The 20,953-nt window shown below is 53.9% G+C and carries 21 protein-coding genes, 4 tRNA genes and 2 pseudogenes; 24 read left to right on the top strand and 3 right to left on the bottom strand.

What is annotated here, in order from left to right; all coding sequences use genetic code 11:
* Nucleotides 1–1,201: 1,201 nt before the first annotated feature.
* From NTX71_12485 to NTX71_12375, 23 genes and pseudogenes are all read left to right on the top strand, one after another.
* Nucleotides 1,202–4,459 (top strand): PQQ-binding-like beta-propeller repeat protein, encoded by a 3,258-nt coding sequence (locus NTX71_12485; protein MCX6340710.1) that lies wholly within the window; start codon nucleotides 1,202–1,204, stop codon nucleotides 4,457–4,459.
* A 120-nt stretch (nucleotides 4,460–4,579) separates the two neighbouring features.
* Nucleotides 4,580–5,809 carry a tyrosine-type recombinase/integrase gene (locus NTX71_12480; GenBank protein ID MCX6340709.1) on the top strand — a complete coding sequence of 410 codons (1,230 nt, stop codon included), beginning with the start codon at nucleotides 4,580–4,582 and terminating at the stop codon, nucleotides 5,807–5,809.
* 6 nt (nucleotides 5,810–5,815) lie between these two features.
* Nucleotides 5,816–5,910: transfer RNA gene (locus NTX71_12475), tRNA-Ser, on the top strand.
* A gap of 56 nt (nucleotides 5,911–5,966) precedes the next feature.
* A complete protein-coding gene (locus NTX71_12470) occupies nucleotides 5,967–6,218 on the top strand; it encodes a hypothetical protein (GenBank protein ID MCX6340708.1) in 252 nt (83 codons plus the stop codon).
* Nucleotides 6,219–6,320: 102 nt separating this feature from the next.
* The gene (locus NTX71_12465) at nucleotides 6,321–6,767 is read left to right on the top strand and encodes a hypothetical protein (protein MCX6340707.1); all 447 of its coding nucleotides are present in this window, start codon (nucleotides 6,321–6,323) and stop codon (nucleotides 6,765–6,767) included.
* Complete coding sequence (locus NTX71_12460) at nucleotides 6,764–6,952, top strand: hypothetical protein (GenBank protein MCX6340706.1); 189 nt, start codon at nucleotides 6,764–6,766, stop codon at nucleotides 6,950–6,952. The genes NTX71_12465 and NTX71_12460 overlap by 4 nt, the downstream gene beginning before the upstream one ends.
* Nucleotides 6,953–7,038: 86 nt before the next feature.
* A pseudogene (locus NTX71_12455) lies at nucleotides 7,039–7,242 on the top strand (GIY-YIG nuclease family protein).
* A gap of 9 nt (nucleotides 7,243–7,251) precedes the next feature.
* Nucleotides 7,252–7,342: transfer RNA gene (locus tag NTX71_12450), tRNA-Ser, on the top strand.
* Nucleotides 7,343–7,399: 57 nt separating this feature from the next.
* Nucleotides 7,400–7,702 (top strand): hypothetical protein, encoded by a 303-nt coding sequence (locus tag NTX71_12445; protein ID MCX6340705.1) that lies wholly within the window; start codon nucleotides 7,400–7,402, stop codon nucleotides 7,700–7,702.
* A gap of 1 nt (nucleotide 7,703) precedes the next feature.
* Nucleotides 7,704–7,780: transfer RNA gene (locus NTX71_12440), tRNA-Arg, on the top strand.
* A 90-nt stretch (nucleotides 7,781–7,870) separates the two neighbouring features.
* Nucleotides 7,871–8,335: a tRNA adenosine(34) deaminase TadA gene (gene tadA, locus NTX71_12435; GenBank protein MCX6340704.1), complete on the top strand. Its 465-nt coding sequence runs from the start codon at nucleotides 7,871–7,873 to the stop codon at nucleotides 8,333–8,335.
* A 30-nt stretch (nucleotides 8,336–8,365) separates the two neighbouring features.
* Nucleotides 8,366–9,028 carry a transposase gene (locus NTX71_12430; protein ID MCX6340703.1) on the top strand — a complete coding sequence of 221 codons (663 nt, stop codon included), beginning with the start codon at nucleotides 8,366–8,368 and terminating at the stop codon, nucleotides 9,026–9,028.
* Between the two features lie 21 nt (nucleotides 9,029–9,049).
* Nucleotides 9,050–9,140 (top strand) — tRNA-Ser (locus NTX71_12425).
* 117 nt (nucleotides 9,141–9,257) lie between these two features.
* A complete protein-coding gene (locus NTX71_12420) occupies nucleotides 9,258–9,389 on the top strand; it encodes a hypothetical protein (GenBank protein ID MCX6340702.1) in 132 nt (43 codons plus the stop codon).
* 122 nt (nucleotides 9,390–9,511) lie between these two features.
* On the top strand, nucleotides 9,512–10,216 hold the full coding sequence (locus NTX71_12415) for a hypothetical protein (GenBank protein MCX6340701.1): 705 nt from the start codon (nucleotides 9,512–9,514) through the stop codon (nucleotides 10,214–10,216).
* A gap of 65 nt (nucleotides 10,217–10,281) precedes the next feature.
* Complete coding sequence (locus NTX71_12410) at nucleotides 10,282–11,229, top strand: DUF4268 domain-containing protein (GenBank protein MCX6340700.1); 948 nt, start codon at nucleotides 10,282–10,284, stop codon at nucleotides 11,227–11,229.
* A 235-nt stretch (nucleotides 11,230–11,464) separates the two neighbouring features.
* Nucleotides 11,465–11,720, top strand: a pseudogene (locus NTX71_12405) (DUF4160 domain-containing protein).
* Nucleotides 11,713–11,970 (top strand): DUF2442 domain-containing protein, encoded by a 258-nt coding sequence (locus NTX71_12400; protein ID MCX6340699.1) that lies wholly within the window; start codon nucleotides 11,713–11,715, stop codon nucleotides 11,968–11,970. The pseudogene NTX71_12405 and the gene NTX71_12400 overlap by 8 nt, the downstream one beginning before the upstream one ends.
* 587 nt (nucleotides 11,971–12,557) lie before the next feature.
* Complete coding sequence (locus tag NTX71_12395) at nucleotides 12,558–13,391, top strand: class I SAM-dependent methyltransferase (protein MCX6340698.1); 834 nt, start codon at nucleotides 12,558–12,560, stop codon at nucleotides 13,389–13,391.
* Between the two features lie 60 nt (nucleotides 13,392–13,451).
* Nucleotides 13,452–14,330, top strand: a complete 879-nt coding sequence (locus tag NTX71_12390) for a prenyltransferase (GenBank protein ID MCX6340697.1) — start codon at nucleotides 13,452–13,454, stop codon at nucleotides 14,328–14,330.
* A 50-nt stretch (nucleotides 14,331–14,380) separates the two neighbouring features.
* Nucleotides 14,381–14,926: a flavin reductase family protein gene (locus NTX71_12385; protein ID MCX6340696.1), complete on the top strand. Its 546-nt coding sequence runs from the start codon at nucleotides 14,381–14,383 to the stop codon at nucleotides 14,924–14,926.
* 109 nt (nucleotides 14,927–15,035) lie between these two features.
* Nucleotides 15,036–15,170: a hypothetical protein gene (locus NTX71_12380; GenBank protein MCX6340695.1), complete on the top strand. Its 135-nt coding sequence runs from the start codon at nucleotides 15,036–15,038 to the stop codon at nucleotides 15,168–15,170.
* Between the two features lie 494 nt (nucleotides 15,171–15,664).
* Nucleotides 15,665–17,131 carry a hypothetical protein gene (locus NTX71_12375; GenBank protein ID MCX6340694.1) on the top strand — a complete coding sequence of 489 codons (1,467 nt, stop codon included), beginning with the start codon at nucleotides 15,665–15,667 and terminating at the stop codon, nucleotides 17,129–17,131.
* 123 nt (nucleotides 17,132–17,254) lie between these two features.
* Here the strand turns inward: NTX71_12375 and NTX71_12370 are convergent, their stop codons facing one another.
* The gene (locus tag NTX71_12370; protein ID MCX6340693.1) at nucleotides 17,255–17,830 is read right to left on the bottom strand and encodes a Spy/CpxP family protein refolding chaperone; all 576 of its coding nucleotides are present in this window, start codon (nucleotides 17,828–17,830) and stop codon (nucleotides 17,255–17,257) included.
* Between the two features lie 128 nt (nucleotides 17,831–17,958).
* Nucleotides 17,959–18,126 carry a hypothetical protein gene (locus NTX71_12365; GenBank protein MCX6340692.1) on the bottom strand — a complete coding sequence of 56 codons (168 nt, stop codon included), beginning with the start codon at nucleotides 18,124–18,126 and terminating at the stop codon, nucleotides 17,959–17,961.
* Between the two features lie 45 nt (nucleotides 18,127–18,171).
* Between NTX71_12365 and NTX71_12360 the strand changes: the two genes are divergently transcribed.
* Nucleotides 18,172–18,336, top strand: a complete 165-nt coding sequence (locus tag NTX71_12360; protein ID MCX6340691.1) for a hypothetical protein — start codon at nucleotides 18,172–18,174, stop codon at nucleotides 18,334–18,336.
* 18 nt (nucleotides 18,337–18,354) lie between these two features.
* Here NTX71_12360 and NTX71_12355 read toward each other — a convergent pair whose 3' ends face one another.
* The gene (locus NTX71_12355; GenBank protein MCX6340690.1) at nucleotides 18,355–20,667 is read right to left on the bottom strand and encodes a hypothetical protein; all 2,313 of its coding nucleotides are present in this window, start codon (nucleotides 20,665–20,667) and stop codon (nucleotides 18,355–18,357) included.
* Nucleotides 20,668–20,953: the final 286 nt, after the last annotated feature.

The raw sequence follows: 20,953 nt of genomic DNA, 5'->3' as shown, positions 1-20,953 counted from the left end.
AAATGTTGCTGAGTTCTTCAATGTGAATTTTTCATGTGGTTGTGCGGATTACGGCACCGGTGTTGACTTCATCAAAGTCAGAATTAACCGCGCGAGATAAGAGGTGTTGCCAAGCAGTAGAGTGAGAGAATAAGTACGATTTTTTGTTCTCTTCCAAGCTGTGTGGGTTTGATTTTGTAAAGCAATCCAGGATATGTGAGCTCACCCAATATGGAAACTAACCTTCGCAACGCCTTTTTGTTGTTATCCCCTCTCCCCCAGGAGGGAGAGGGTGGGGGGGGAAATACAGCCAAAAGCTCAAAGCGGAAAGCGTAAGGTATGCTCGCTTTCAACTTTCAGCCTTCAACTTTCAACTGTAGTTCACACCCCCACCTAACCTTCCCTCGGCTTCGCTCGGGACAAGCTCTCCGTCAGAGGGGGAGGGATTTAGGTGATTTACCCACACAAAACGGAAGAGAACCCTATTTTGAAACTTGCTTATAGTAATTGACATTATTGCCGGATCTTGCTATTTCTAGACATTACTTAATGATTAAGTGTCCGTTTCAAGCGGTTTTTTAATCCATCTGTAACGGAGGCAATTATGAAGATCACTAAACTTGCTGCTTCTGGTGTTATAATGGTTGGCCTGGCTTTGTTCGCCGCCCTCTCGACTTCACCGGTCCTTGCCGAAATAAGCACTTTCCCGACTACTCAGACTTTTGAAACCTGCAAAACTAACGGCGCTGTTGCTCCGCCTCCGGATGACTGGACGAGTACATCCCCCGGCGCCATTGCATCAAATACTGCCGCAATGAATCATACTGCCGGCGGTACGTGGTCTATAAAGACAGTTTCTGGCACAGGTACACTTATATCCGACACGGTAAATTACACCGGGAAAAGTAATATCGGTGTAAGTTTCTGGTTCAGGGGTACCAATGCACCTCCAGCAGCCGGCACTACAAATTTGTATTATTCTATTAGCGGAGGAGGCTGGGTTCTCATATATACTCAGACCCCTTGGCCCACAGACAGCGCCTTTCACCAATACAGTGTTTCGAATATTACCGCATTGAATGGCCAGAGTAGCGTCAAATTCAAGTGGGAGTTTATTCGCACCGGGGGTTCATCTAACTCAATAGACGATATTCAGTTTGCTGCAGACCAGGCTCCCACCCCTTGGTGGCCGATGTTTCGCCATGATACGCGGCATACGGGGTTGAGCACGGTTAAGGGGCCGAATACGGTCGTGCTTGCGTGGAGCTATTCAACCGTCGGGCGCATTATTTCATCGTCCGCGATAGGTTCGGATGGGAAAGTGTATGTTGGCTCGCTGGATAATTACCTCTACACCCTCAATTCAAACGCGAGCCTTGCCTGGAGTTATCAAGCCGGACACGACATATCTTCCTCGCCCGCGATAGGTTCGGATGGGAAGGTGTATGTTGGCTCTTATGATAAGCGCCTCTACAGCATCAATTCAAACGCGAGTTTTGAATGGAGCTATGAAACCGGGCTCGACATACCATCCTCGCCCGCAATAGGTTCAGATGGGAAGGTGTATGTTGGCTCGGATGATAATTACCTCTGCAGCATCAATTCAAACGCGAGCCTTGCCTGGAGCTATCAAACCGGGGGATTTATACCATCCTCGCCCGCGATAGGTTCGGATGGGAAGGTGTATGTCGGCTCTTATGATAAGCGCCTCTATAGCATCAATTCAAACGCGAGTTTTGAATGGAGCTATGAAACCGGGCTCGACATACCATCCTCGCCCGCGATAGGTTCTGATGGGAAGGTATATGTCGGCTCTTATGATAAGCGCCTCTATAGCATCAATTCAAACGCGAGTTTTGAATGGAGTTATGAAACCGGGCTCGACATACAATCCTCGCCCGCAATAGGTTCAGATGGGAAGGTGTATATTGGCTCGTGGGATAATAACCTCTACAGCATCAATTCAAACGCGAGCCTTGCCTGGAGTTATCAAGCCGGACACGACATATCTTCCTCGCCCGCGATAGGTTCGGATGGGAAGGTATATGTCGGCTCTTATGATAAGCGCCTCTACAGCATCAATTCAAACGCGAGTTTTGAATGGAGCTATGAAACCGGGCTCGACATACCATCCTCGCCCGCAATAGGTTCAGATGGGAAGGTGTATATTGGCTCGTGGGATAATAACCTCTACAGCATCGAGCAGGCGCCCACTGCGACGGAGACACCGACGCCGACGATGTCTCCTACGTCGACACCGACCGGGACGCCGACCAAGACGCCGACGATAACACCGACACCGACGAAGACACCGACCGAGACGCCGACGGAGACCCCCACGATAACGCCGACGCCGACCGAGACGCCTACTGAGACACCGACCGAGACGCCGACGGAGACACCGACCGAGACACCAACTCAGACGCCCACGGAGACTCCGACAGAAACGCCCACTCAGACACCCACGATAACGCCTACGCCTACTGAGACGCCCACGGAGACTCCGACAGAAACGCCCACGGAGAAACCGACAATCACGCCGACACCCACGAAGACGTCAACACCCACGATCACGCCAACGCCCGCAGATACCGCAACACCCACGATAACTCCGACTTCCACCGACACGCCGACGATCACACCGACGCCCACGGAAACGGGAACTCCCACGGAGACCCCGAAAGAGACGCCCACGATCACACCGGCTCCTCTCCCCTGGCCGATGTTTCATCAAAATGCTAAGCATACAGGTCAGAGCCCTTACGCGGCGACTCTTTTGCCGGGGCTGAAGTGGAGCTATCAAACTCAGGGTACTATCTCTTCCCTTGCCATAGATTCTGATGGGAAGATTTGTGTTGGATCCAGTGATTCTAAATTATACAGCGTGAACTCAAACGGTTCACTTTCCTGGAGCTATGCAAGTGGGGGTACTATCTCTTCTTGCCCTGCCATAGGTTCTGGTGGGAAGATTTATATTGGCTCCATGGATAAGAAATTATACAGCGTGAACTCAAAAGGTTCATTATCCTGGAGCTACGGAACTGGGGCCACTATCGTTTCTTCTTCCCCTGCAATAGGTTCTGATGGGGAGATTTATATTGGCTCCGACGATAATAAATTATACAGCGTGAACTCAAAAGGTTCATTCTCCTGGAGCTATGGAACTGGGGGGGATATCCGTTCTTCCCCTGCCATAGGTTCCGATGGGGAGATTTATATTGGCTCCTACGATTATAAATTATACAGCGTGAACTCAAAAGGTTCATTCTCCTGGAGCTATGGAACTGGGGGGAATATCCGTTCTTCTCCTGCCATAGGTTATGATGTTGTTTATATTGGCTCCATGGATAAGAAATTATACAGCGTGAACTCAAACGGTTCATTCTCCTGGAGCTATGGAACTGGTAGTGATATCTCTTCTTCCCCTGCAATAGGTTCTGATGTTGTTTATATTGGCTCCTACGATTATAAGTTATACAGCGTGAACTCAACTGGTTCATTCTCCTGGAGCTATGGAACTGGGGATGGTATCGATTCTTCCCCTGCCATAGGTTCTGATGTTGTTTATATTGGCTCCAACGATAATAAATTATACAGCGTGAACTCAACTGGTTCATTCTCCTGGAGCTATGGAACTGGGGGTGATATCTCTTATTCTTCCCCTGCCATAGGTTCCGATGGGAAGATTTGTATCGGCTCCCTGGATAGTAAATTATACGCATTTTACCAGGACACCCCCACGCCGACTCCCACTGACACATCGACAATAACGCCTACGCCGACCGAGACGCCGACACGAACCCCGACCCGCACACCGACGCCGACTGATACGCCGACGATAACCCCGACGCCCACGGAGACTCCGACTGAGACGCCCACGGAGACTCCGACTGAAACGCCCACGGAGACACCGACAATCACGCCGACACCCACGGATACGTCAACACCGACGATCACGCCGACACCCACGGATACGCCAACACCGACGATCACGCCAACCCCCACGGATACGCCAACACCCAGGCCTACAGAAACGGTGGGGCCTCTGGTAACCACGACGCCGACACAGGCGCCTCCGACGGCCACGCCGATACCACCGCCGCTGGTCATTGATCCGGGGCCGCTGACGGTAGGGCAGCCATTCACGCTCGGGATCGCACTGACCGAAGATATCACCAGGCCATTCGACTTCTATCTGTTCGCCGAGACTCCCGCGGGGATCTACACGATCTATTTGAATGGCTCGATCAAGAAGGGGTTATTCGCGCTTTATGAGAACGTGCCTAAATTCAATGCGCCGTATTCTAAGACGGTTCGTCCGGCGGTCAGGATCCCCGCATCAATGAAGGGGAAGACGATCACCTTCTACACCGTTGTGGTTGACGCGGGCAAGATGCCGCCGGTGAAGAAACCGTCTGATCTCACGCCGAGCACCCAATATGTAATCCTGCTTGCTAAGGGCGCGGCAGTGGTCAACTGAGCGGGATCGTTGTTCTATCAATAGCAGGGGGGCCTCAAGGCCCCCCTGTTTTTCCCCCTCATGTTAATAGGGTCAAATCTTTATCCTTGACATTTCACCTTCCCGTAGCAGAATAAGAGCATGACGCGCCCCCTGAGGATCCACTATCCCGGTGCCTATTATCACGTCACCTGCCGTGGGAACGAGCGGCGTAGCATCTTCGCTGACGAAAAGGATCTATCCCTATTCCTGGAGAAGCTTGCCCTCTCCCTGGAGATATACAGTGTAATCCTCCTCGCGTACGTATGTATGAGGAATCATTTTCACCTTATCGTAAAAACGCCCCGGGGTAATCTTTCCGAGTGTATGCGTCATTTCAATATTTCATATACAACTGCATATAACCATCGGCACCACCGTTCGGGCCATCTCTATCAGGGAAGATATAAGGCATTTCTCATAGACGCTGACAACCACCTGCTCGCCGTGTCACGGTACATACATCTCGATCCTGCTCGCACAAGGGTAGCAGAGGGCAAGAGCGCGGAAGAGAAATGGCGCATTTTGATGAAGTATCGGTGGAGTAGTTTGCAAGGGTATCTTTCGCCAGGGAAAAGGGTCAGGTTTCCAAGCTGTAGTGAGATAGTAAACTATACCGGTGGGGATAATGTTAAGGGCAGAGAGGGATACCGGCGGTATGTGCAGATTGGATTAGGGAAGGGGTTGGAGAACCCGCTGGAATTGGGCAAAGGACATGAAGTGGTGGGGGAGAATGAATTTATCAAGTGGGTAAAGAGTCAAGATCTCAAGGATGTTGTACAGATCGCGTTGAATACCGGCATGAGGCGGAGCGAGATATTACAACTCAAGTGGGAGCAGGTTAATATCGAACAGGGCTATATCACGGTTATCAAAACAAAGAGCGGGAAGCAGCGGATAGTTCCCATGAACCGGACGGCCGGACAGACGGCCAGGACAACGGCCAGGAATGTAACGGCCAGGAATGTATTGATAAACAGGCCTAAAAATGGCATATTTATCTTTTGCGGGATGGACAATCCGAATGGCGCGGTCTGGTCTGGATTCGACCTTGCTGTTAAGAGAGCCGGATTAGGACGGTGCAGGTTTCATGATCTGAGGCATACCTTTGCAACTAAGCTTGTGCTTTCCGGAGTAAGCCTGCCTGTAGTGAAAGAGCTTTTAGGGCATGAGTCGATAACTACTACAATGAGATACGCTCATCCTACGCCGGATAGCAAACGTCAAGCGGTGGAGATGCAGGAGTCACAAACGGCGGTTTCCGATAGACACGATATGGACACCAGCCTTATAGAAGCCGAAAAGAGATTATCTGTAACTCGTTGCGATTGAATGTGCGGAGAGGTGGCAGAGCGGACGAATGCGGCGGATTGCTAATCCGTTGTACTGGTATAACACCGGTACCGAGGGTTCGAATCCCTCCCTCTCCGCCAGAACTGCAGGGAGTAGTGGGAAGGAAGATGGGATAAGGTACAGCGAAGAGGATACGATGGGGCGTATTACAACAGGCCTGGAGGAAAGTCGGCTCGTCCCCCTGACTCGTGTTACGGACCGATTGAAGGCGGACGAGATCATCGGAATGCTCAGGGATGAAGGGATTGAGGCGGTGTGGCGCGTGCCGCATTCTCCACCGCTCGATGGCCTGGAAGAGGCCTGGATGGGGAAGCACTACGGCGAAATATTGGTGCTGGATGTCGATCTGGAGCGGTCGAAGGAGATCGTGCGGGAGATTTTAGACTGAGCTGGTTCCCTCGATAGAGTGGTAATCAAGGTCGGGGAGCAAGGGAATTTGTATTACGAATCTGTTTTTCGAAAGCTCAACGAATTCCACGTGCGCTATGTCGTGGCAGGCGGGATAGCTGTCGTGCTTCATGGAGTAGTCAGGTTTACTGCAGATCTGGATATCATTGTAGACTTAGAAAAAGAGAATGTTGACAGGTTCTCCAGGGCGATGGCGGAGCTGGGGTACCGGTCAAAGGTGTCTGTCAAAACAGAAGAATTGGGAGATCCCTCAAAGAGGAAGATGTGGATGGAACAGAAGGGGATGCAGGTTTTTAGCTTCTTCCATCCGCAGAAGCAGCTTGAACTCATCGACGTATTTGTGAATGAGGCAATACCATTTTCGGACCTGTATGCGGAGAGAAAAGTTGTAGAAGCTGACTGCATACCGATACCTGTCGTGTCTATAAAGCATCTCAAAATATTGAAGAGGATAGCCGGCGGGCCACAGGATCTTTCGGATGTAAGGAGCCTCGATAGCCTTCTAGAAATAGAAAAAGAGGGATCATGAAAAAGTGCAGGAGACATCATGTGGCGGAGGGCTTTGTATTGGATAAGGAAAAGATCCGAAGAACTATGAACGCTTCGCCTGCCGCGAAACTCCAGTGGCTGGAGGAGGCCAATAATTTTCTTATCAAGGTGGCGGACAGGAAGACAAAAAAGTTGTGGGAGAAGTTCAGGCGGGGGGAGATCTGAACTACGGCCAAAGGTTGAAAGTGTAAAGCCGAAAGGCATTAGGGGGTTCCCTTTTCCCTTATCCCTGATCCTTTACCCAGGATTTAAAAAGGAGAATTCAGGAACATGAAGCTGGGAAGGCAGGATCAACAAAACACAGGTTCCCGATAGAACTTATTCACTACGAAGCTTACTTAAGAGATAGTGATGCAAGGAGGAGAGAGGAGTTTTTGAAGAAGTCCGAGGGGAAGAAATATCTTAAACAGCAAATACGGGACTTGTTACTGGAATTAGGCCGACCAGACAGATAAATTTCTTACGGAGAGGTGGCAGAGTCCGGTTTATCGCGCACGACTCGAAATCGTGTAGGCCCTTCGGGTCTCGTGGGTTCGAATCCCACCCTCTCCGCCAGAAAAGCAGGGGGAAGGGAAAAGGGAGCAGCGGGGCGTGGATCGGAGACCAGGCAATATGAAGAATTCGGAGATTAAGACAATTGACCCGGCGTCAGTGTTCGCCCTGTTTTTTAGCGCATGCTTCATCATTGCCCTGATCTATTTCCTTGCAGTAAATCTTCAACTGATGCCGCATCCTTCTCGTGCGGCTCTGGATCAGCTGCGAAGCAGGATAGATAGCGCGCGGCCGGTGCCGAGGTCGCTCGCCTACGCCGCGCTCGTGGGAGTGACAGGCGGGGTCGGCGGCGCGCTTTTCGCGCTGGTGTATAATATATTTTCGAGCATATTTGGAGGGGTGAAAGCAGAGATCGAGAAATAGCGCGCCCGTAGCTCAATTGGACAGAGCGTTTGGCTACGGACCAAAAGGCTGGGGGTTCGACTCCCTCCGGGCGCGCCATAACTACAGCTCAAAGTGTAAAGCCGAAAGTTTAAAGAAGTAATGAACGTAATCAATCGGCGCGGGGGCGATGGCTACACCTCCCTTACGATGGAACCATCCCGAGAGAAAATCGCGCAGTACATGCGCGAGGCGATCAAAGAGGCCGAAAAAGCGTTTGAAAAAGGGGAGGTTCCGGTGGGGGCGGTGATCGTGCATCACGAACGTATCATCGCCCGCGCGCACAATCAGGTCGAGCAGCTTAAGGACGCGACGGCGCACGCAGAGATGATCGCCCTCACACAGGCCTCATCCGCGCGGGGAGATTGGCGGTTGGAGGGCACTGAACTCTACGTGACGAAAGAACCATGTCCCATGTGCGCCGGTGCAATTGCGCTCTCGAGGGTGCGTCGGGTGATCTTCGGCGCGAGGGATGAGAAAGCGGGCGCTGCCGGCTCAAGGATGAATATACTCAGGGGCGGTTGCCTCAATCACAGAGTTGAAGTCGTCGGGGGCATTGAGGAAGAGGAATGTCGCGATCTGCTGCAAAATTTTTTCCGCCATCACAGAAAATAGGGACAGACACCATATATTTTCACATTAACAATGCCAAGAACAGCACGATTAGTTCTCCCAACTTATTCTCATCACGTTACACAACGTGGCAATTATCAGCAGAGGGTATTTTTCACAGAGGCAGATTATAATTTCTATCTTTCCCTAGTGCGAAAAAATATAAGGGAACATCCATTAATTATATTGGCGTTTTGTCTGATGCCTAACCATGTCCATTTTATTTGTATCCCAGGCGATAAAGATTCGCTGGCAAATGTTTTCAAGGTAACGCATATGACATACTCCCAATACATGAATAAGAGGAACGGTCTTAAAGGACACTTATGGCAAGGGAGATTCTTCTCAAGCATTCTTGATGAAAGATATCTCTATTCTGCAGTGCGCTATGTAGAAAGGAATCCCGTCAGGGCAGGGTTGGTGAAAAGAGCATGGGATTGGGAATGGTCGAGCGCTAGTGCACATGCCAAGGGAGAGGACTGTGGACTACCATTGGGTAATATTTCGCAATTCGTAAAAGTTCAAGACTGGAGAGTTTATCTAAGTGAATCTGATGATGAGGATCAGATCAAGAAAATCAGGGAAAACACTTTAGTTGGCAAGCCCTCTGCAAATACATCGTTTATAAAATATATCGAAAAAACATCTGGGGTAAAATTACTGCCTTCAAAAAGAGGGAGGCCTTTTAAGAAATAAATAGTGTCTGTCCCTAATTGCGGAGAGGTGCGAGAGCGGTTTAATCGGCACGCCTGGAGAGCGTGTGTACTCCAAAAGGGTACCGTGGGTTCGAATCCCACCCTCTCCGCCAGAAAAGCAGTGGAGAGTGAAAAGTGGAAAGTGGAAAGTGAAAAGTGAAATATAGCTATATGGAAATCGCGGTTTGCTCTTTGCTCTCCACTCTTCACTTTTCACTGGGGTGATGTGGATGAATAAGATCCTTATTGTCGAAGATGAGCTCACCCTCGCAAAGATGCTCGAAGTGAAGTTTAAAGAAGCCGGCTTCTCTGTGTCAATCGCACTCGATGCTTACGAGGGGTCAGGCTTGCCCACCATGTAAGCCCGGACCTGATGGTGTTCGATTTAAAACTCCCCGCCGGCGGCGGCCGATGCCATCATGAGCCGCCGCGGCTGAAGCCGGAACGTTAAGCCTAAAATAAACATAAGTGCGCCCAGCCGATCATGAACCTAGAGATTAGGGAATACCTGAATCCCAAAATCGAACATCATTGCCTTTGCCTCTTTGAAAATGGGCATTACCCTGAATGCGCTCATACTGCCATGAAGCAAGTTGAGCTAAACTTAAACAAGAAACTTGGCATAGTCGGCTACGAGCCCACAACGAAGACGATCTGGGATAAATTTTCTCAACGCAAAGGAATTTGCCTAAAGGTTCCTTTCGGCGAAGAACAACAGGAGAATGCAAAACTTCTGTTTCAAGGTGCATTCAAGTATTACAGAAATTATTCTGCTCACCAAGACACAAACATAGTAAAGGAAACCTCGCTAAGAATAATGCTGATTGCCAGCGAACTGCTCGATTTATTAGATGTATGCTATTTGAGTATTGATGAACTCGGAGGAATTGAAGAGATAAAGAGAGTCTTGGAGATAAAGAACGATGAAAGGTTGGAGGAATTGTTGACATTTATAGACGGTCAATGGATAGCTGATGATTCCTGTGATGGCTTTTTTGAAGACTTATATAAGAAGGGCTTTGGAACTGACCATTATGATAAGTTGTTTGAACTGAATCTAGTTTCTTACCAGTGGGGTCCCTGTGAGTCCTCGGAGAATGAGCTTGATCCACCAGAAGAGATCGGTTTTTTCGGACTTACCGCATTGGGTAATGAAGTAGTAGAAACAATAAGGAAGAAAAGGGCTTAACAAGACAATCCAGCCGATCGCTTACAGCGTCGGCTGATTTTAAACGTTGGGTGAAAGGATAAGAAATGAAACTCGGAACGTTGAAACGCATTGACTTGCGCGAATACTGGAAACACGAAGCGCTGGAATTCACCAAGTGGCTTAGTGAGCCGGAGAACATCGCTCTCTTGAGCGACGAGGTCGGCATCGGAATTGAAGTCACGCAGACGGAAGCCAGCGTCGGTCGCTTCAACGTGGACATCCTTGCCCAAGAAGAAAACACAGGCAGGAAGATCATTATCGAGAATCAACTCGAAACAACCGACCACTCGCACCTCGGCCAACTGATTACTTACGCCGCCGGACTCGAAGCGCAATACGTCATTTGGATTGTGAGAGAAGTCCGAGAGGAACACCGCCAAGCGGTGGACTGGCTGAATGAGCACACGGACGAGGACATCAGTTTCTTCCTTGTCGGCATTGAACTCTGGCAAATCGGAGAATCCGACCCGGCTCCCAAGTTCTCCGTTGTGTCGCGACCAAATGAGTGGAAGAAATCCGTGCGGACAAGCGCACAGGATGGCGACCTGACAGATACCAAGACCAAGCAACTGGAGTTCTGGCAACAGCTGAAAGAGTTTGCATCCGACAAATATCCAGAACTCAGGTTGCGAACTCCGCGACCTCAACACTGGTACGACGTGTCAATCGGACGATCTGATTGCCATGTATGCTTCACTGCCGATTCGCGTGAAAACCAAGTCCGGTGTGAACTCTATATCCCTGACTCAAAAGACCTCTTCAAGACGTTTCTTGCATCCAAGGTGCAGATCGAAAAGGAGCTTGGCCTTACCGAGCCGCTGGAGTGGCAGGAATTGCCTGGCAAGAAAGCAAGCCGTATTCGAGTGCTCCACGGCTTCATTTTCGACGACACATCGACTTGGAATGCAGCATTTCAGTGGCTGAGCGAAACAGCACTAAAATTCAAGAAAGTATTCTCAAAGGGATGGGAAAAAGAAAACACCCAACCATGAGGTGGAGTTTACGTTTTTCCCGCAGCGGGAAAAACGAAACCCCTTCGGGGATGACGCCTTGCCGGCGCGGATGCGCAGACCTTCGGTTCGCTCCTCCCCGCGCCGTCTGCGGTTGCCGCTCAATTCCGTCGTTCGACGAATGAAACAATGGGACCCAGCTAGGCAGCCCCAGCTAGGCAGTGACAAACAATATACTCTATGGTAATATGACGGATTCAGGGAGGATAAGGAAGGAATGCCGACAATCCTTGATTCTGGGCTGGAGATTCTTTTTCTACGCCAATGAACGGAACGAACCAATTCATATTCATTGCCAGAAAGGAGATGCAGAGGCGAAGTACTGGCTTGACGTTCCGGGCTTCGAGGCGATTGAAACCCACTCCTATAACATGAATCCTGCAGACAAGAGAACCGTCCGGCGGATCATATTTGAACATTTCGACTACATTGTCGAGCAGTGGAGCAAGTTCCAGGAGAAGAAAAATGAATAAGGCACACGAAGTCCAGGGCGTATCGTTTTCAGGGACAATCATGCACCTGCGAATCGACGGACGCGAATACCGGATTGATATTCGCAAGCAGTCGAAACGTCTGGCTAAAGCCACCCCGGAACAAAGAGAGAATTTCGAAGTTTCCCCTTCTGGCTACGGAATTCACTGGCCGGATATAGATGAGGACATCTCCATCGATGGGCTCATCGGTGTCAAGCACACGCCTTGCCTTATCGATGTGGACGCATGAGAATCGTCGAACAACTGCATTGACCCTGATACTGAAAAGGCGCGTTTGTACGCGCCTTTTCAATGCGGGTCATGCGTCACGTTGCGCGGCGCGCCCCATACAATACGCGATTTGTGACTGGCGGAGACAATAACATTAAATACAGAAGCGAAGCAGTATCTTGATTCGTTCAATGCGATACTGATTGCACCCTGCGGGATGAACTGCGGTCTTTGTATCGCCCACCTTAGAGAGAAGAAACGGTGTGCGGGCTGTAAGCGCGACGATGCCAACAAGCCGAAGCACTGTGTGGTTTGTCGAATCAAGAACTGTGATGAGATGCACGCACTCGAACAGAAATACTGCTTTGAGTGTACCAGGTTTCCCTGCGCTCGACTTCGAAAGTTAGATAGCCGATACCGAACGAAATATGGCATGAGCATGATCGAGAACCTTGAAAACATCCGGGAGTTTGGCCTTGATAGCTTGGTTCTCCTCAAATTTTTTTACGCTACCGAGCTACTCTTCAGTAATATGTGGGGTAATCGCCGAAGTACTTCCGGCAGAAATTCCATTCGCCCCTGAGAAATGACCGGAGCCCTGATGTTATGTCGAGCATAGATCTGAACAGGTTTGCGGATAGTCTGGTATACAGGGACGGCATCTGGTTTTCAGAATCGGAAGGTTCCTTTTCCTATCCGAGAGAAGGCCACGAGGTGTTATTTCAGATAGAAGAAAAGAGCTATTGGTTCGTACACAGGAATAGCTGTATTATCGAGGCGATTAAGAAATATCCACCCGATGGAATCTTTTTCGAACTGGGTGGGGGGAATGGCTATGTGTCGAAATTTATTCAGGACCACGGCCATGACGTCGTGCTATTGGAACCGAGCCTCTCAGGGATCGAAAACGCCAGAAGGAGAGGGGTGGTGAACGTCATCTGTTCAACCTTTGAGAACGCGCAGGTGAACAGGGACTCCATCCCCGCGATAGGAGTATTTGACGTGATCGAGCACATGCCCGATGACGCACGTTTTTTGATGGATGTAAAAGATACGATGGCGCGGAAGGGGAGGCTCTATATCACCGTCCCCGCCTACAACTTTTTGTGGTCGGAGGAGGATGTGTTCGCTGGGCATTTCAGGAGATACACGCTGACGCAATTATCCGCGCTGTTGAAACATGCCGGGTTTGATATCGAATACGCGTCCTATTATTTCTCGTCATTAGTCATTCCCATCTTTCTCCTGAGAACTATCCCCCATGCAATCGGGGTGAGAAGGCGTGTCACCGCGGAACGCGCAAAGAGGGAATTGGTCCTGGATGCGGGGATCGTCAGATCGGCGCTTGGTATCTTTTTGAACAGGGAGCTCACGAAGATACGGAACGGCAGGTCGATTGCGTGTGGATCGAGCTGCATGGTCGTCGCGCGCGCTCAATGAGGCAGCGCCGGTGCTCAGAGATAATCAGAAAAGGGCTCACGATCGCGAGACGAGAGCATAATGATAAAAAAACTCATCTACTGGACACAGGCCGTAAGGCCCCAGTTCTTCGTGGCGAGTCTGCTCCCGGCGCTTATCGGTATCCGTCTCGCGTCGCGTGACGTCCGTGTCGATTGGTTCCTTGCGGCGCTCTCTCTTGCCGGGGCCGTAGGGGTCCACCTCGCGACCAATGTGGCAAATGACTACTATGATTATATCCAGGGGGTTGATCAATCCGGCGCGACCAGCGGGAGCCGGGTTATTCAGGAGGGCAAGCTATCGCCGGAGGGGATGAAGAGGTGCTTTTTAATAGCGTATGCGGCTTGTATCCTCATCGGAATACCGATAATCTGGCGCTGTGGATGGCCCGTGCTCCTCTTCGGTCTCTCGGGGCTTTTCGTAAGCTATTTTTATGTCGGCCCTCCCCTCCGGCTTGAGTACCACGGGTGGGGCGAAGCGGCGGTGGGGGTAGGCATGGGGCCGCTTATTATTCTCGGCGCGTACTTTGTCCAGACCGGGCGCGTGGGGTTCCCGCCATTTTTCATTTCTTTGCCTCTGGGCGTCCTGGTCGGCGGGATACTCTACGTGCAGAGCCTGCCCGATCTCGAACACGACAGGCGGTGCGGGAAGGTGACGCTCGTGGCGAGGTTGGGCTCACGGCGCGCCGCGTGGGGAGTGGGGGTGCTGTGGGGGGCGGTGTATGTGCTCACCGCCGCCGCCCTGTGCGCCGGGATCGTTTCCAGGAGCATCCTCTGGATCTTTCTGAGTCTCCCCGCGGCAATCCTCATGACCGTCAGCTCGGTGCGTAAAATCAGTGACCTCGCGCGGGCGAGCTGGGAAGGAAAGCTGATGGTCGTGCTCTATCTCTACTGCGCGCTCGTGTATCTCATTTCCGTGTGATGGAAAGATAGTCTGGATGAGGAATGCCGGTTGTCCATAAGGAGGCGTTCATGAAGAAGAAAGTTCCTCTCGACATTGCGTACCGCTTGATCAACCACGGTCCTGTGGTACTCGTTTCAACATTCTACAGGGGGAGGCCAAACGTGTGCACTGCCGCGTGGGTGACGCCCGTTGACGCGGCCATCCTGGCGGTGGTGATCTCAGATGAGAATTACAGCTTCAGGTGCATCAGGGGGACGGGCGAGTTCGTCCTCAATATACCCCACCGGGCGCTCATCAAGAAGGTCATCGCGTGCGGCAGCGTATCGGGTGAACACTGCGACAAGTTCAGCAAGTTCGGTCTCACGCCCCTCCCGGCGCGGAAGGTGAGGGCGCCCCTCGTCGGCGAGTGCATCGGGCATCTCGAGTGCAGATTGATCGGGGGAGAGGAGCGTCTTGCCCGGAACTACAATCTCTTTCTCGCCCGAGTCGTGGCTGCCTCTGCTGAGCGGGGCCTCTTTACCACGTACTGGAACGTCCGTGTGCCGCGCGCGCGCACCCTGCACCACCTCGGGGGAAGCGTATTCGCGGTTCCTTCTGGCACTATAGCGAGATGACCGAACCTCGGGGAAAACGGACACAAAACAGCGGCCGGGGGCACCGGCCGCTCTTTTTGTCCACTATGCTCAGAGAGCAATTATTCACCACCAGCAGGAGGCACTGCAGGTGCCGCTGACTCACCGGCGCCGGATGGCGCCGATGTGGAGCCACCGGGTGCTGCTGATGTCGAGGGAGATACCGGCGCTTCCGCGCCTCCCTTTGCGGGCGGTGCACCTGCGGGGGGCACTGCGCCTTCCTTAGCGGCTCCGCCCTGCTCGATACTCGCAGAAGTGGCGGGGCCTTCGGATCCCCCCTGTTCCTGAGCTATGAGCAGCCCACAGGCACAAATAGACAGTGCCAGCACTGCTATAAAAATCCAGCTTTTCACGTCTCATCCTCCTTTCTTTTCAATGAGATGAGCTTGCGCTGTGACAGCTCGATTGTCAAACCGGAAGTATACAACAAGTCGAGGTGCCTGTCGATAAAAAAAATAATAAAAAAAATAAGTAATGGGACAGTTATGGGGTTTTAGCCGCGGATTTACGCGGATGAACGCAGATAAACCTTTATGCAATCCGCCTTTGAGGTCCCTCTCCGCACCCTGAGAAATGGATTACAACAGGTTCCTACAGGAGTTCAGTATTGTGTCCCCGGATAAAATGTTCTAATCCCCTTGTGTCCAATGCATGCGATGTGACATAGTAATATATTGTAGCGTTCGTGAGGGAAATCTTATAACAAAAGGAGATCTTATTTTGGAATCAAAGATAGCATATCCAACATTGCTTGTGGGAATTGCGATTCTGATTTCAACAATGCTGATACCCTCAAATGTCCATGCCTCAAGCGCCACACCGAGCTACATGTGGACACAGGTGCAGAGCGGGACCACCGTGAGGCTGTACGATATCGACGGCGCCGTTTACAGCGGGAACTGGCGCGACCTCTGGGCTGTCGGCGAACGCGGAACGATCCTCCATCATGACGGCAACACCGGCACATGGCATCAGCACGCGAGCGGCACGACGGAGGATCTCTACTCGGTCTACTATCAGAACCAGGCGGCCGTCTGGGCGGTGGGAGCGAACGGCACGATACTCTTTTACGACTCCTCGTACGATACATGGATTCCCCAAACGGGTGCGCCGGCCGGTGCTCTCCTCACGAGCGTATCGGGGAGCGGCGGCGCGTACGGCAATAACTACGAGAGCATCTGGGCGGTCGGCTCGCGCGCCGGCCCCCTCATCCTCAGGTTCAATCCCCCCCCGTACGAGCATGTGCGGAACGGCACATGGGTCCAGGAAACAAGCCCCGTCTCCATGGTCATCGACGACGTGGTCGCGGTGGGATACCACGATGCGTGGGCGGTCGGGACGGGAGGGGGGATTATTCATTACGCCCCCATTCACGATAATACCTGGGTGACCGCGAAATCACCCAATGCGTCAGAGAACCTGATCACCATCTGCGGTCAGGCGTACTACGGGGGATACAGTCTGTGGGCTGGAGGGGACAGCGGCACCCCGCTCTACTACTACAACGGCTCGTGGGAACCCGAGACAAACAGCTTCGGTACGATCTTGGGATCCGACCAGGACAGCTATGATATCGCCGCGTGGGCGGTCGGCGCCAGCGGCGTGCTCTATTCCTACAAGAACACCGACTCCACCTGGCAATCTCTTTTCCGGCCCGGCGTCACGCTCCGCGGCGTATGCCACCTCACGGACCGGTCGGTCTGGGTTGTCGGCGATAACGGCACCATCTACTACGGCACTCAGTATCTCGGCAACAACTATATAGAGCTTACCGTGAGTCCTGAAACGACTTTCCCGGGAGGGGATTTCCGTCTCTACTATCATACCCACACCGCTGAATGGCGGTATCAAGGGGTGCCTTGTGATGTCTATCTCGCGTATATAGTAAATCCCGAGACGTATAACAAGGCCGCCACTATCTCGGAGACACTGAACAGCGGGGAATTGAATATCTTTAGCCACGGTATGAGTTCCTCCTACCGCTATGCTGGTCGACTTCGCGCTCCAACCTTTAGCAATGTGCGCATACCCCCGGCAGCCTCATCCGGGTCACTCCCCTTTAGCATGTCATCCAGCTCGGTTTCAGCAACCATGGCGTTTGCCGTCGTCTTCATCCGGCGCGATAACGGCCAGTACGTCCGGGCGGACTATCCGGCGGAGATATCGAATTTACTGACGATCGACTGAGTAAAGTATCTTTGGTGAGTATTTTAAGCCAGACGATCGACACGGCGGGCAGGTGAGGGGACCCCCTCATGGAGGCCCCCTCATGTACATCTCTCAACAAGTGCGTATTCCTGCCCGGCTACTTTAATCCTTGGCACTTCCGCCAGTACCGGGCGCTGCCTGCGGCGATTGCACGGCGGCAGGCGCGGGCTTTTTCTCCCAATCCTCATCTCCATCGTGCCCGTGCCGGCGGCCCTTCCCCTTGAGTCCCTCGGGCAGTCTTCCCATGCGCTCTTGCTTGAGCGAGCTCAGCTTCTTGAACTGCTCCGGTGTGAGCATCGCCTTCATCTGCAGGATGCCCTGCACATGCCGGTCTATGCGCTGTGCGTTGAGTTTCTTCAGTTCGGACGCGATGCTCTCGATCTTTGCCTTGTCTGTATTCTCCTTGTACAGCTCCTCGCGAAGCTCCCTGCGCTTCGCCTTCAGAGACTCGCGCAGGTTCTTCATCGCCTCTCTCTTCTCCTTGCGCTGCGCGGTGAGCTGCTCCGTCTGCGCGGCGGTCAGGTTGAGTGTCTTAAGCTGCTCCCTGAACGGCCCCTTCCTGTGCTCCCGCCCCTCCTCCGGCTTGGGGCAGGGTGTCTGAGCGCGCGCGACCGTCAGAATGAGGAGCAGCGCTCCCACCCTCAGTGCTGTCCGTGTGATGTTGAATCGCGATCTCATCTCAGATACCTCCTCCATTTTGGCGGATTCTGCCCCGCAACCTGCGTGGCACGATGCCCAGGCTCCGGCCGGCTATCCACCGATCCCTTTATCACTCTTAGACGCGAAGTGCCCCCCAAGAGTTCCATCTACATCAGGTATTTTTCCACGACGGCGCCGAAATCCACAGCGGCCATGACGCCGTACTCCGCATCGTGATCGTCGCGGTCTCCCGTGCCGTTGTCCCCCGGGTCCGAGAGGGCGGCAAGCTGCTCCCGCAGATAGTCGTGCACACCCTCGGCGTCGGCGGACGACACGCGCGTCTCCCTGGTGGCCGTGGGGGGCGCCTCAAGTTCGGCGAGATGGCCAAGAGTGCGAACGATGAGGATATCAAGAACGAGACGAAAAAGGAGATGGATGCCGCGGAGACGAAGCTCGACGAGGAGATTAACCAGGTAACCGGTAACGAGGCGACCGCCTCCGCCATGGGTGATTTGGCGGAGATGATCAAGACGTTCAAGAGATAGTGACCCTGGACGCAGGGACTACCTCCGTCCGCCCCTGCCGCCCCCGCCCCGGAAGCCGCCTCCGCCGAACCCCCTGTCGGAGCCGCCCCGATCGAACCCCCTGTCGACGCCGCCCCTGTTTAAACCTCTGTCGGAACCTCTGTCGAAGTCTCCCCTGTCCCCGAAGCCGGAATAGTTCCGCTGGAAGTCACGCGCCCGCGTGTCCCCGCGCTGACGCGCGTAATTATCAAAATCAAGGTCGGAACGGCCGAAGGAACGCGAAATGTCCCCTGTTCCCGAGTCCCCCGCGGAGGGACGGCTCAGGCCGCTGATTTGCGTGATGCCGCGCCCCGCGAAATCGGACCGCTCGACGCCGGAGGCGGCCTGCCGCGCCGGCGCGCGCGCGTCATCAGTGGGAGAGAAACTCTTCGACCACCCGCCCTTGCCGTACTGCTCCCAGTTGTCCTTTAGACGGTAGACATTGCCGCTTCGGTCGGCAAAGACGTCGTTCTTGAGCGCGTCGGACACCTTTGGAGCATTCAGGGCGCCCTTCCCCGCCGCGTCGGCGAAATGGGCCGGGTGGCTGCTATCTCGGTAGATGTTGCTTCTCAGCTGCTGGGGCGTGTAGGTTTTCCCATTCACGGTGAGCTTTCCGTCCTGCAGCTTCGCGTTGTTCCAGTTGGCCTCGTTCACGGAGTGGTAGCCATTCGGGCCCCACCATCCGCCCTGCCCGCCTCCCCAGTTGACATACCCGTACCTGCCCCACGGGGTGTTGCGGTAGCCCCAGGAGCCATTCCAAGAGTTGTATACAGGGCAGAAACCCCACGTCCAGGGCGCCGGGTAGTAGGCCACGCCGCTCCAGGGGGGATAGGCATACCCCGTCCCGTAGACCACCGTGTCGTGGTAGACGTAGTTCCCCGTGTAGCCCGGCAGGTATCCGACGTCCATCGTGTCGGCGGTTGAATCGTAGACATTCACGTACCTGACGTTGTACACCGGGCAGTCCGGCGGGATGGCGTAGATCTCTTTCGGGACCGAGGCGCACACCTCCCACGGCCCCACGGGGGTGGCCGCCACGTACCAGACCGCCTTCCGGCAGCAATAGTACTTCCCTTCGGCCTCGATGACGGAGTCGGCGGTGTTGACGGCGTACTTCAGCTTGGTGCCCTTGATCGCCTGGAATTTCGGCGCCCCGTCGTATGAGATCTTGATATCCGCGGGGCCGCGCTTCACCGACGCGGTCTGCGGGATCGACGCGTCGAGCACGGCATCTTTTGCCTGCTCGGTCCCCGCCACGCAGGCGAGGACGTCCCCCCTTGGCGAGGAGGGCGGGATGGCGGCGAACGCCGGCGGCAGGGCGTTCGAGGCGACATAGCTCCACGGGCCGCCGAGCGCCGCGGCGCGGTACCACCGCCCCGCCAGCAGGATATAGTACTGCTGGGAGGCGATATCCATGAAGACGTCGCTCTCGGTGTTGCTCACGTAGAGGAGCGCCGCCCCCTCGAGCGGGGTGTAGACGGGTGCGCCGTCCGTCACGATGAGCTCGGTGGGCTCCGTGGCGACGATCACGTCAGGGGGGTTCCCGGCGCCAGTGCCTCCCGCCGGCCCCTCGCCTGGCGCAGGGGTCACCGCCGCCGCGACTGCCGGGGGAGGGGTTGCCGTCACCTTCCATGGGCCCGCGATGTCGGTCGCGGCGTACCACCAATCCCCGCCCCTCAGGTAGTACGCCTTTGCGTCGAGGTCTAAGAAAATGATGAACGGGGTGTTGACCACCCGCATGAGCTTCGTGTTTTCGACCGGCCTCAGCACGGGCGCACCGTCAAGCGAGACCAACACCGTCGGGCGTGCGGCGAAGACGATCTTCGGAGGGGCTGTGGCGATGCCGTCGACGGCGAGCTGCTCCTTATCCGCGAGCTGGATGCCCGCGACCAGCCGGTCGAGCGAGAAGGTGAGGTTGGTCTTGGGGAGGTCGTCCTCGAGGATCGCGGAGAGTTTTTTCTCCTGATCCTGCGTCGCGTTGGGGAACCTCACCTTCGGCACTTTTGTATCCAGGATGGTTACCGTGCGCGCGTCCCGGTCGGTGGAGACGCGGGACTCGATCCATACGGCCCCGAAGACCGGCTCGGTATTGTCCGTGAGGGTCACCGCGACGGCGGCCCGGGCCGTCAGCTTGTCGTCCTTGAACGTTTCGGGCTGGGGCTGGTAGATGGTGACCTTGCCCGCGTTGAGGTAAATCTCCTGGGGCCATTCCGGAGTTTCGGCGCGGGCTGCGGAGAGCGCCGCCGAAAACAGCCATGCGCTCAATGCGCACGCAACTATTCCCCGCACGATTCTCGTGATGTTTAAAAACACGGTACACCTCCAGTGGAAGCATCGGCTGTGCGCGCGCCGGCACGCCGTGCTCATGTTGGCTTCGATGAACCTGCGCAGCTCCATGTCGAAGCGATGGTTATATCACCTGCGCGATAACCCTCAGCTTAAATTATATCAAAACCTGTAACGGGTCACCCATCAAAGGCGCGGAGTCAATAGACATGATCTGGTCCCTCCCTCGCGCATGCGCGGGTTCAACTGCTTGCTCCGTTCACGCCAGCACTCGTGACTTGCCTGCTGCTCCATCCCGAGCCCGTTTCCTGCG

Source organism: Candidatus Auribacterota bacterium (assembly GCA_026392035.1).
Lineage (GTDB): Bacteria > Auribacterota > Tritonobacteria > UBA1439 > UBA1439 > JAPLCX01.
Note: the sequence above shows the minus strand (reverse complement) of the source record. Positions and strands in the feature narration are given on the sequence as shown.

What these genes read in the sequence shown, in the direction of transcription:
- NTX71_12480 (MCX6340709.1), top strand. Translation starts at nt 4,580, where the DNA reads ATGACGCGCCCCCTGAGGATCCACTATCCCGGTGCCTATTATCACGTC.
- NTX71_12470 (MCX6340708.1), top strand. Translation starts at nt 5,967, where the DNA reads ATGGGGCGTATTACAACAGGCCTGGAGGAAAGTCGGCTCGTCCCCCTG.
- NTX71_12460 (MCX6340706.1), top strand. Translation starts at nt 6,764, where the DNA reads ATGAAAAAGTGCAGGAGACATCATGTGGCGGAGGGCTTTGTATTGGAT.
- NTX71_12445 (MCX6340705.1), top strand. Translation starts at nt 7,400, where the DNA reads ATGAAGAATTCGGAGATTAAGACAATTGACCCGGCGTCAGTGTTCGCC.
- tadA (MCX6340704.1), top strand. Translation starts at nt 7,871, where the DNA reads ATGGAACCATCCCGAGAGAAAATCGCGCAGTACATGCGCGAGGCGATC.
- NTX71_12430 (MCX6340703.1), top strand. Translation starts at nt 8,366, where the DNA reads ATGCCAAGAACAGCACGATTAGTTCTCCCAACTTATTCTCATCACGTT.
- NTX71_12420 (MCX6340702.1), top strand. Translation starts at nt 9,258, where the DNA reads ATGAATAAGATCCTTATTGTCGAAGATGAGCTCACCCTCGCAAAGATG.
- NTX71_12415 (MCX6340701.1), top strand. Translation starts at nt 9,512, where the DNA reads ATGAACCTAGAGATTAGGGAATACCTGAATCCCAAAATCGAACATCAT.
- NTX71_12410 (MCX6340700.1), top strand. Translation starts at nt 10,282, where the DNA reads ATGAAACTCGGAACGTTGAAACGCATTGACTTGCGCGAATACTGGAAA.
- NTX71_12400 (MCX6340699.1), top strand. Translation starts at nt 11,713, where the DNA reads ATGAATAAGGCACACGAAGTCCAGGGCGTATCGTTTTCAGGGACAATC.
- NTX71_12395 (MCX6340698.1), top strand. Translation starts at nt 12,558, where the DNA reads ATGTCGAGCATAGATCTGAACAGGTTTGCGGATAGTCTGGTATACAGG.
- NTX71_12390 (MCX6340697.1), top strand. Translation starts at nt 13,452, where the DNA reads ATGATAAAAAAACTCATCTACTGGACACAGGCCGTAAGGCCCCAGTTC.
- NTX71_12385 (MCX6340696.1), top strand. Translation starts at nt 14,381, where the DNA reads ATGAAGAAGAAAGTTCCTCTCGACATTGCGTACCGCTTGATCAACCAC.
- NTX71_12370 (MCX6340693.1), bottom strand. Translation starts at nt 17,830, where the DNA reads ATGAGATCGCGATTCAACATCACACGGACAGCACTGAGGGTGGGAGCG.
- NTX71_12360 (MCX6340691.1), top strand. Translation starts at nt 18,172, where the DNA reads ATGGCCAAGAGTGCGAACGATGAGGATATCAAGAACGAGACGAAAAAG.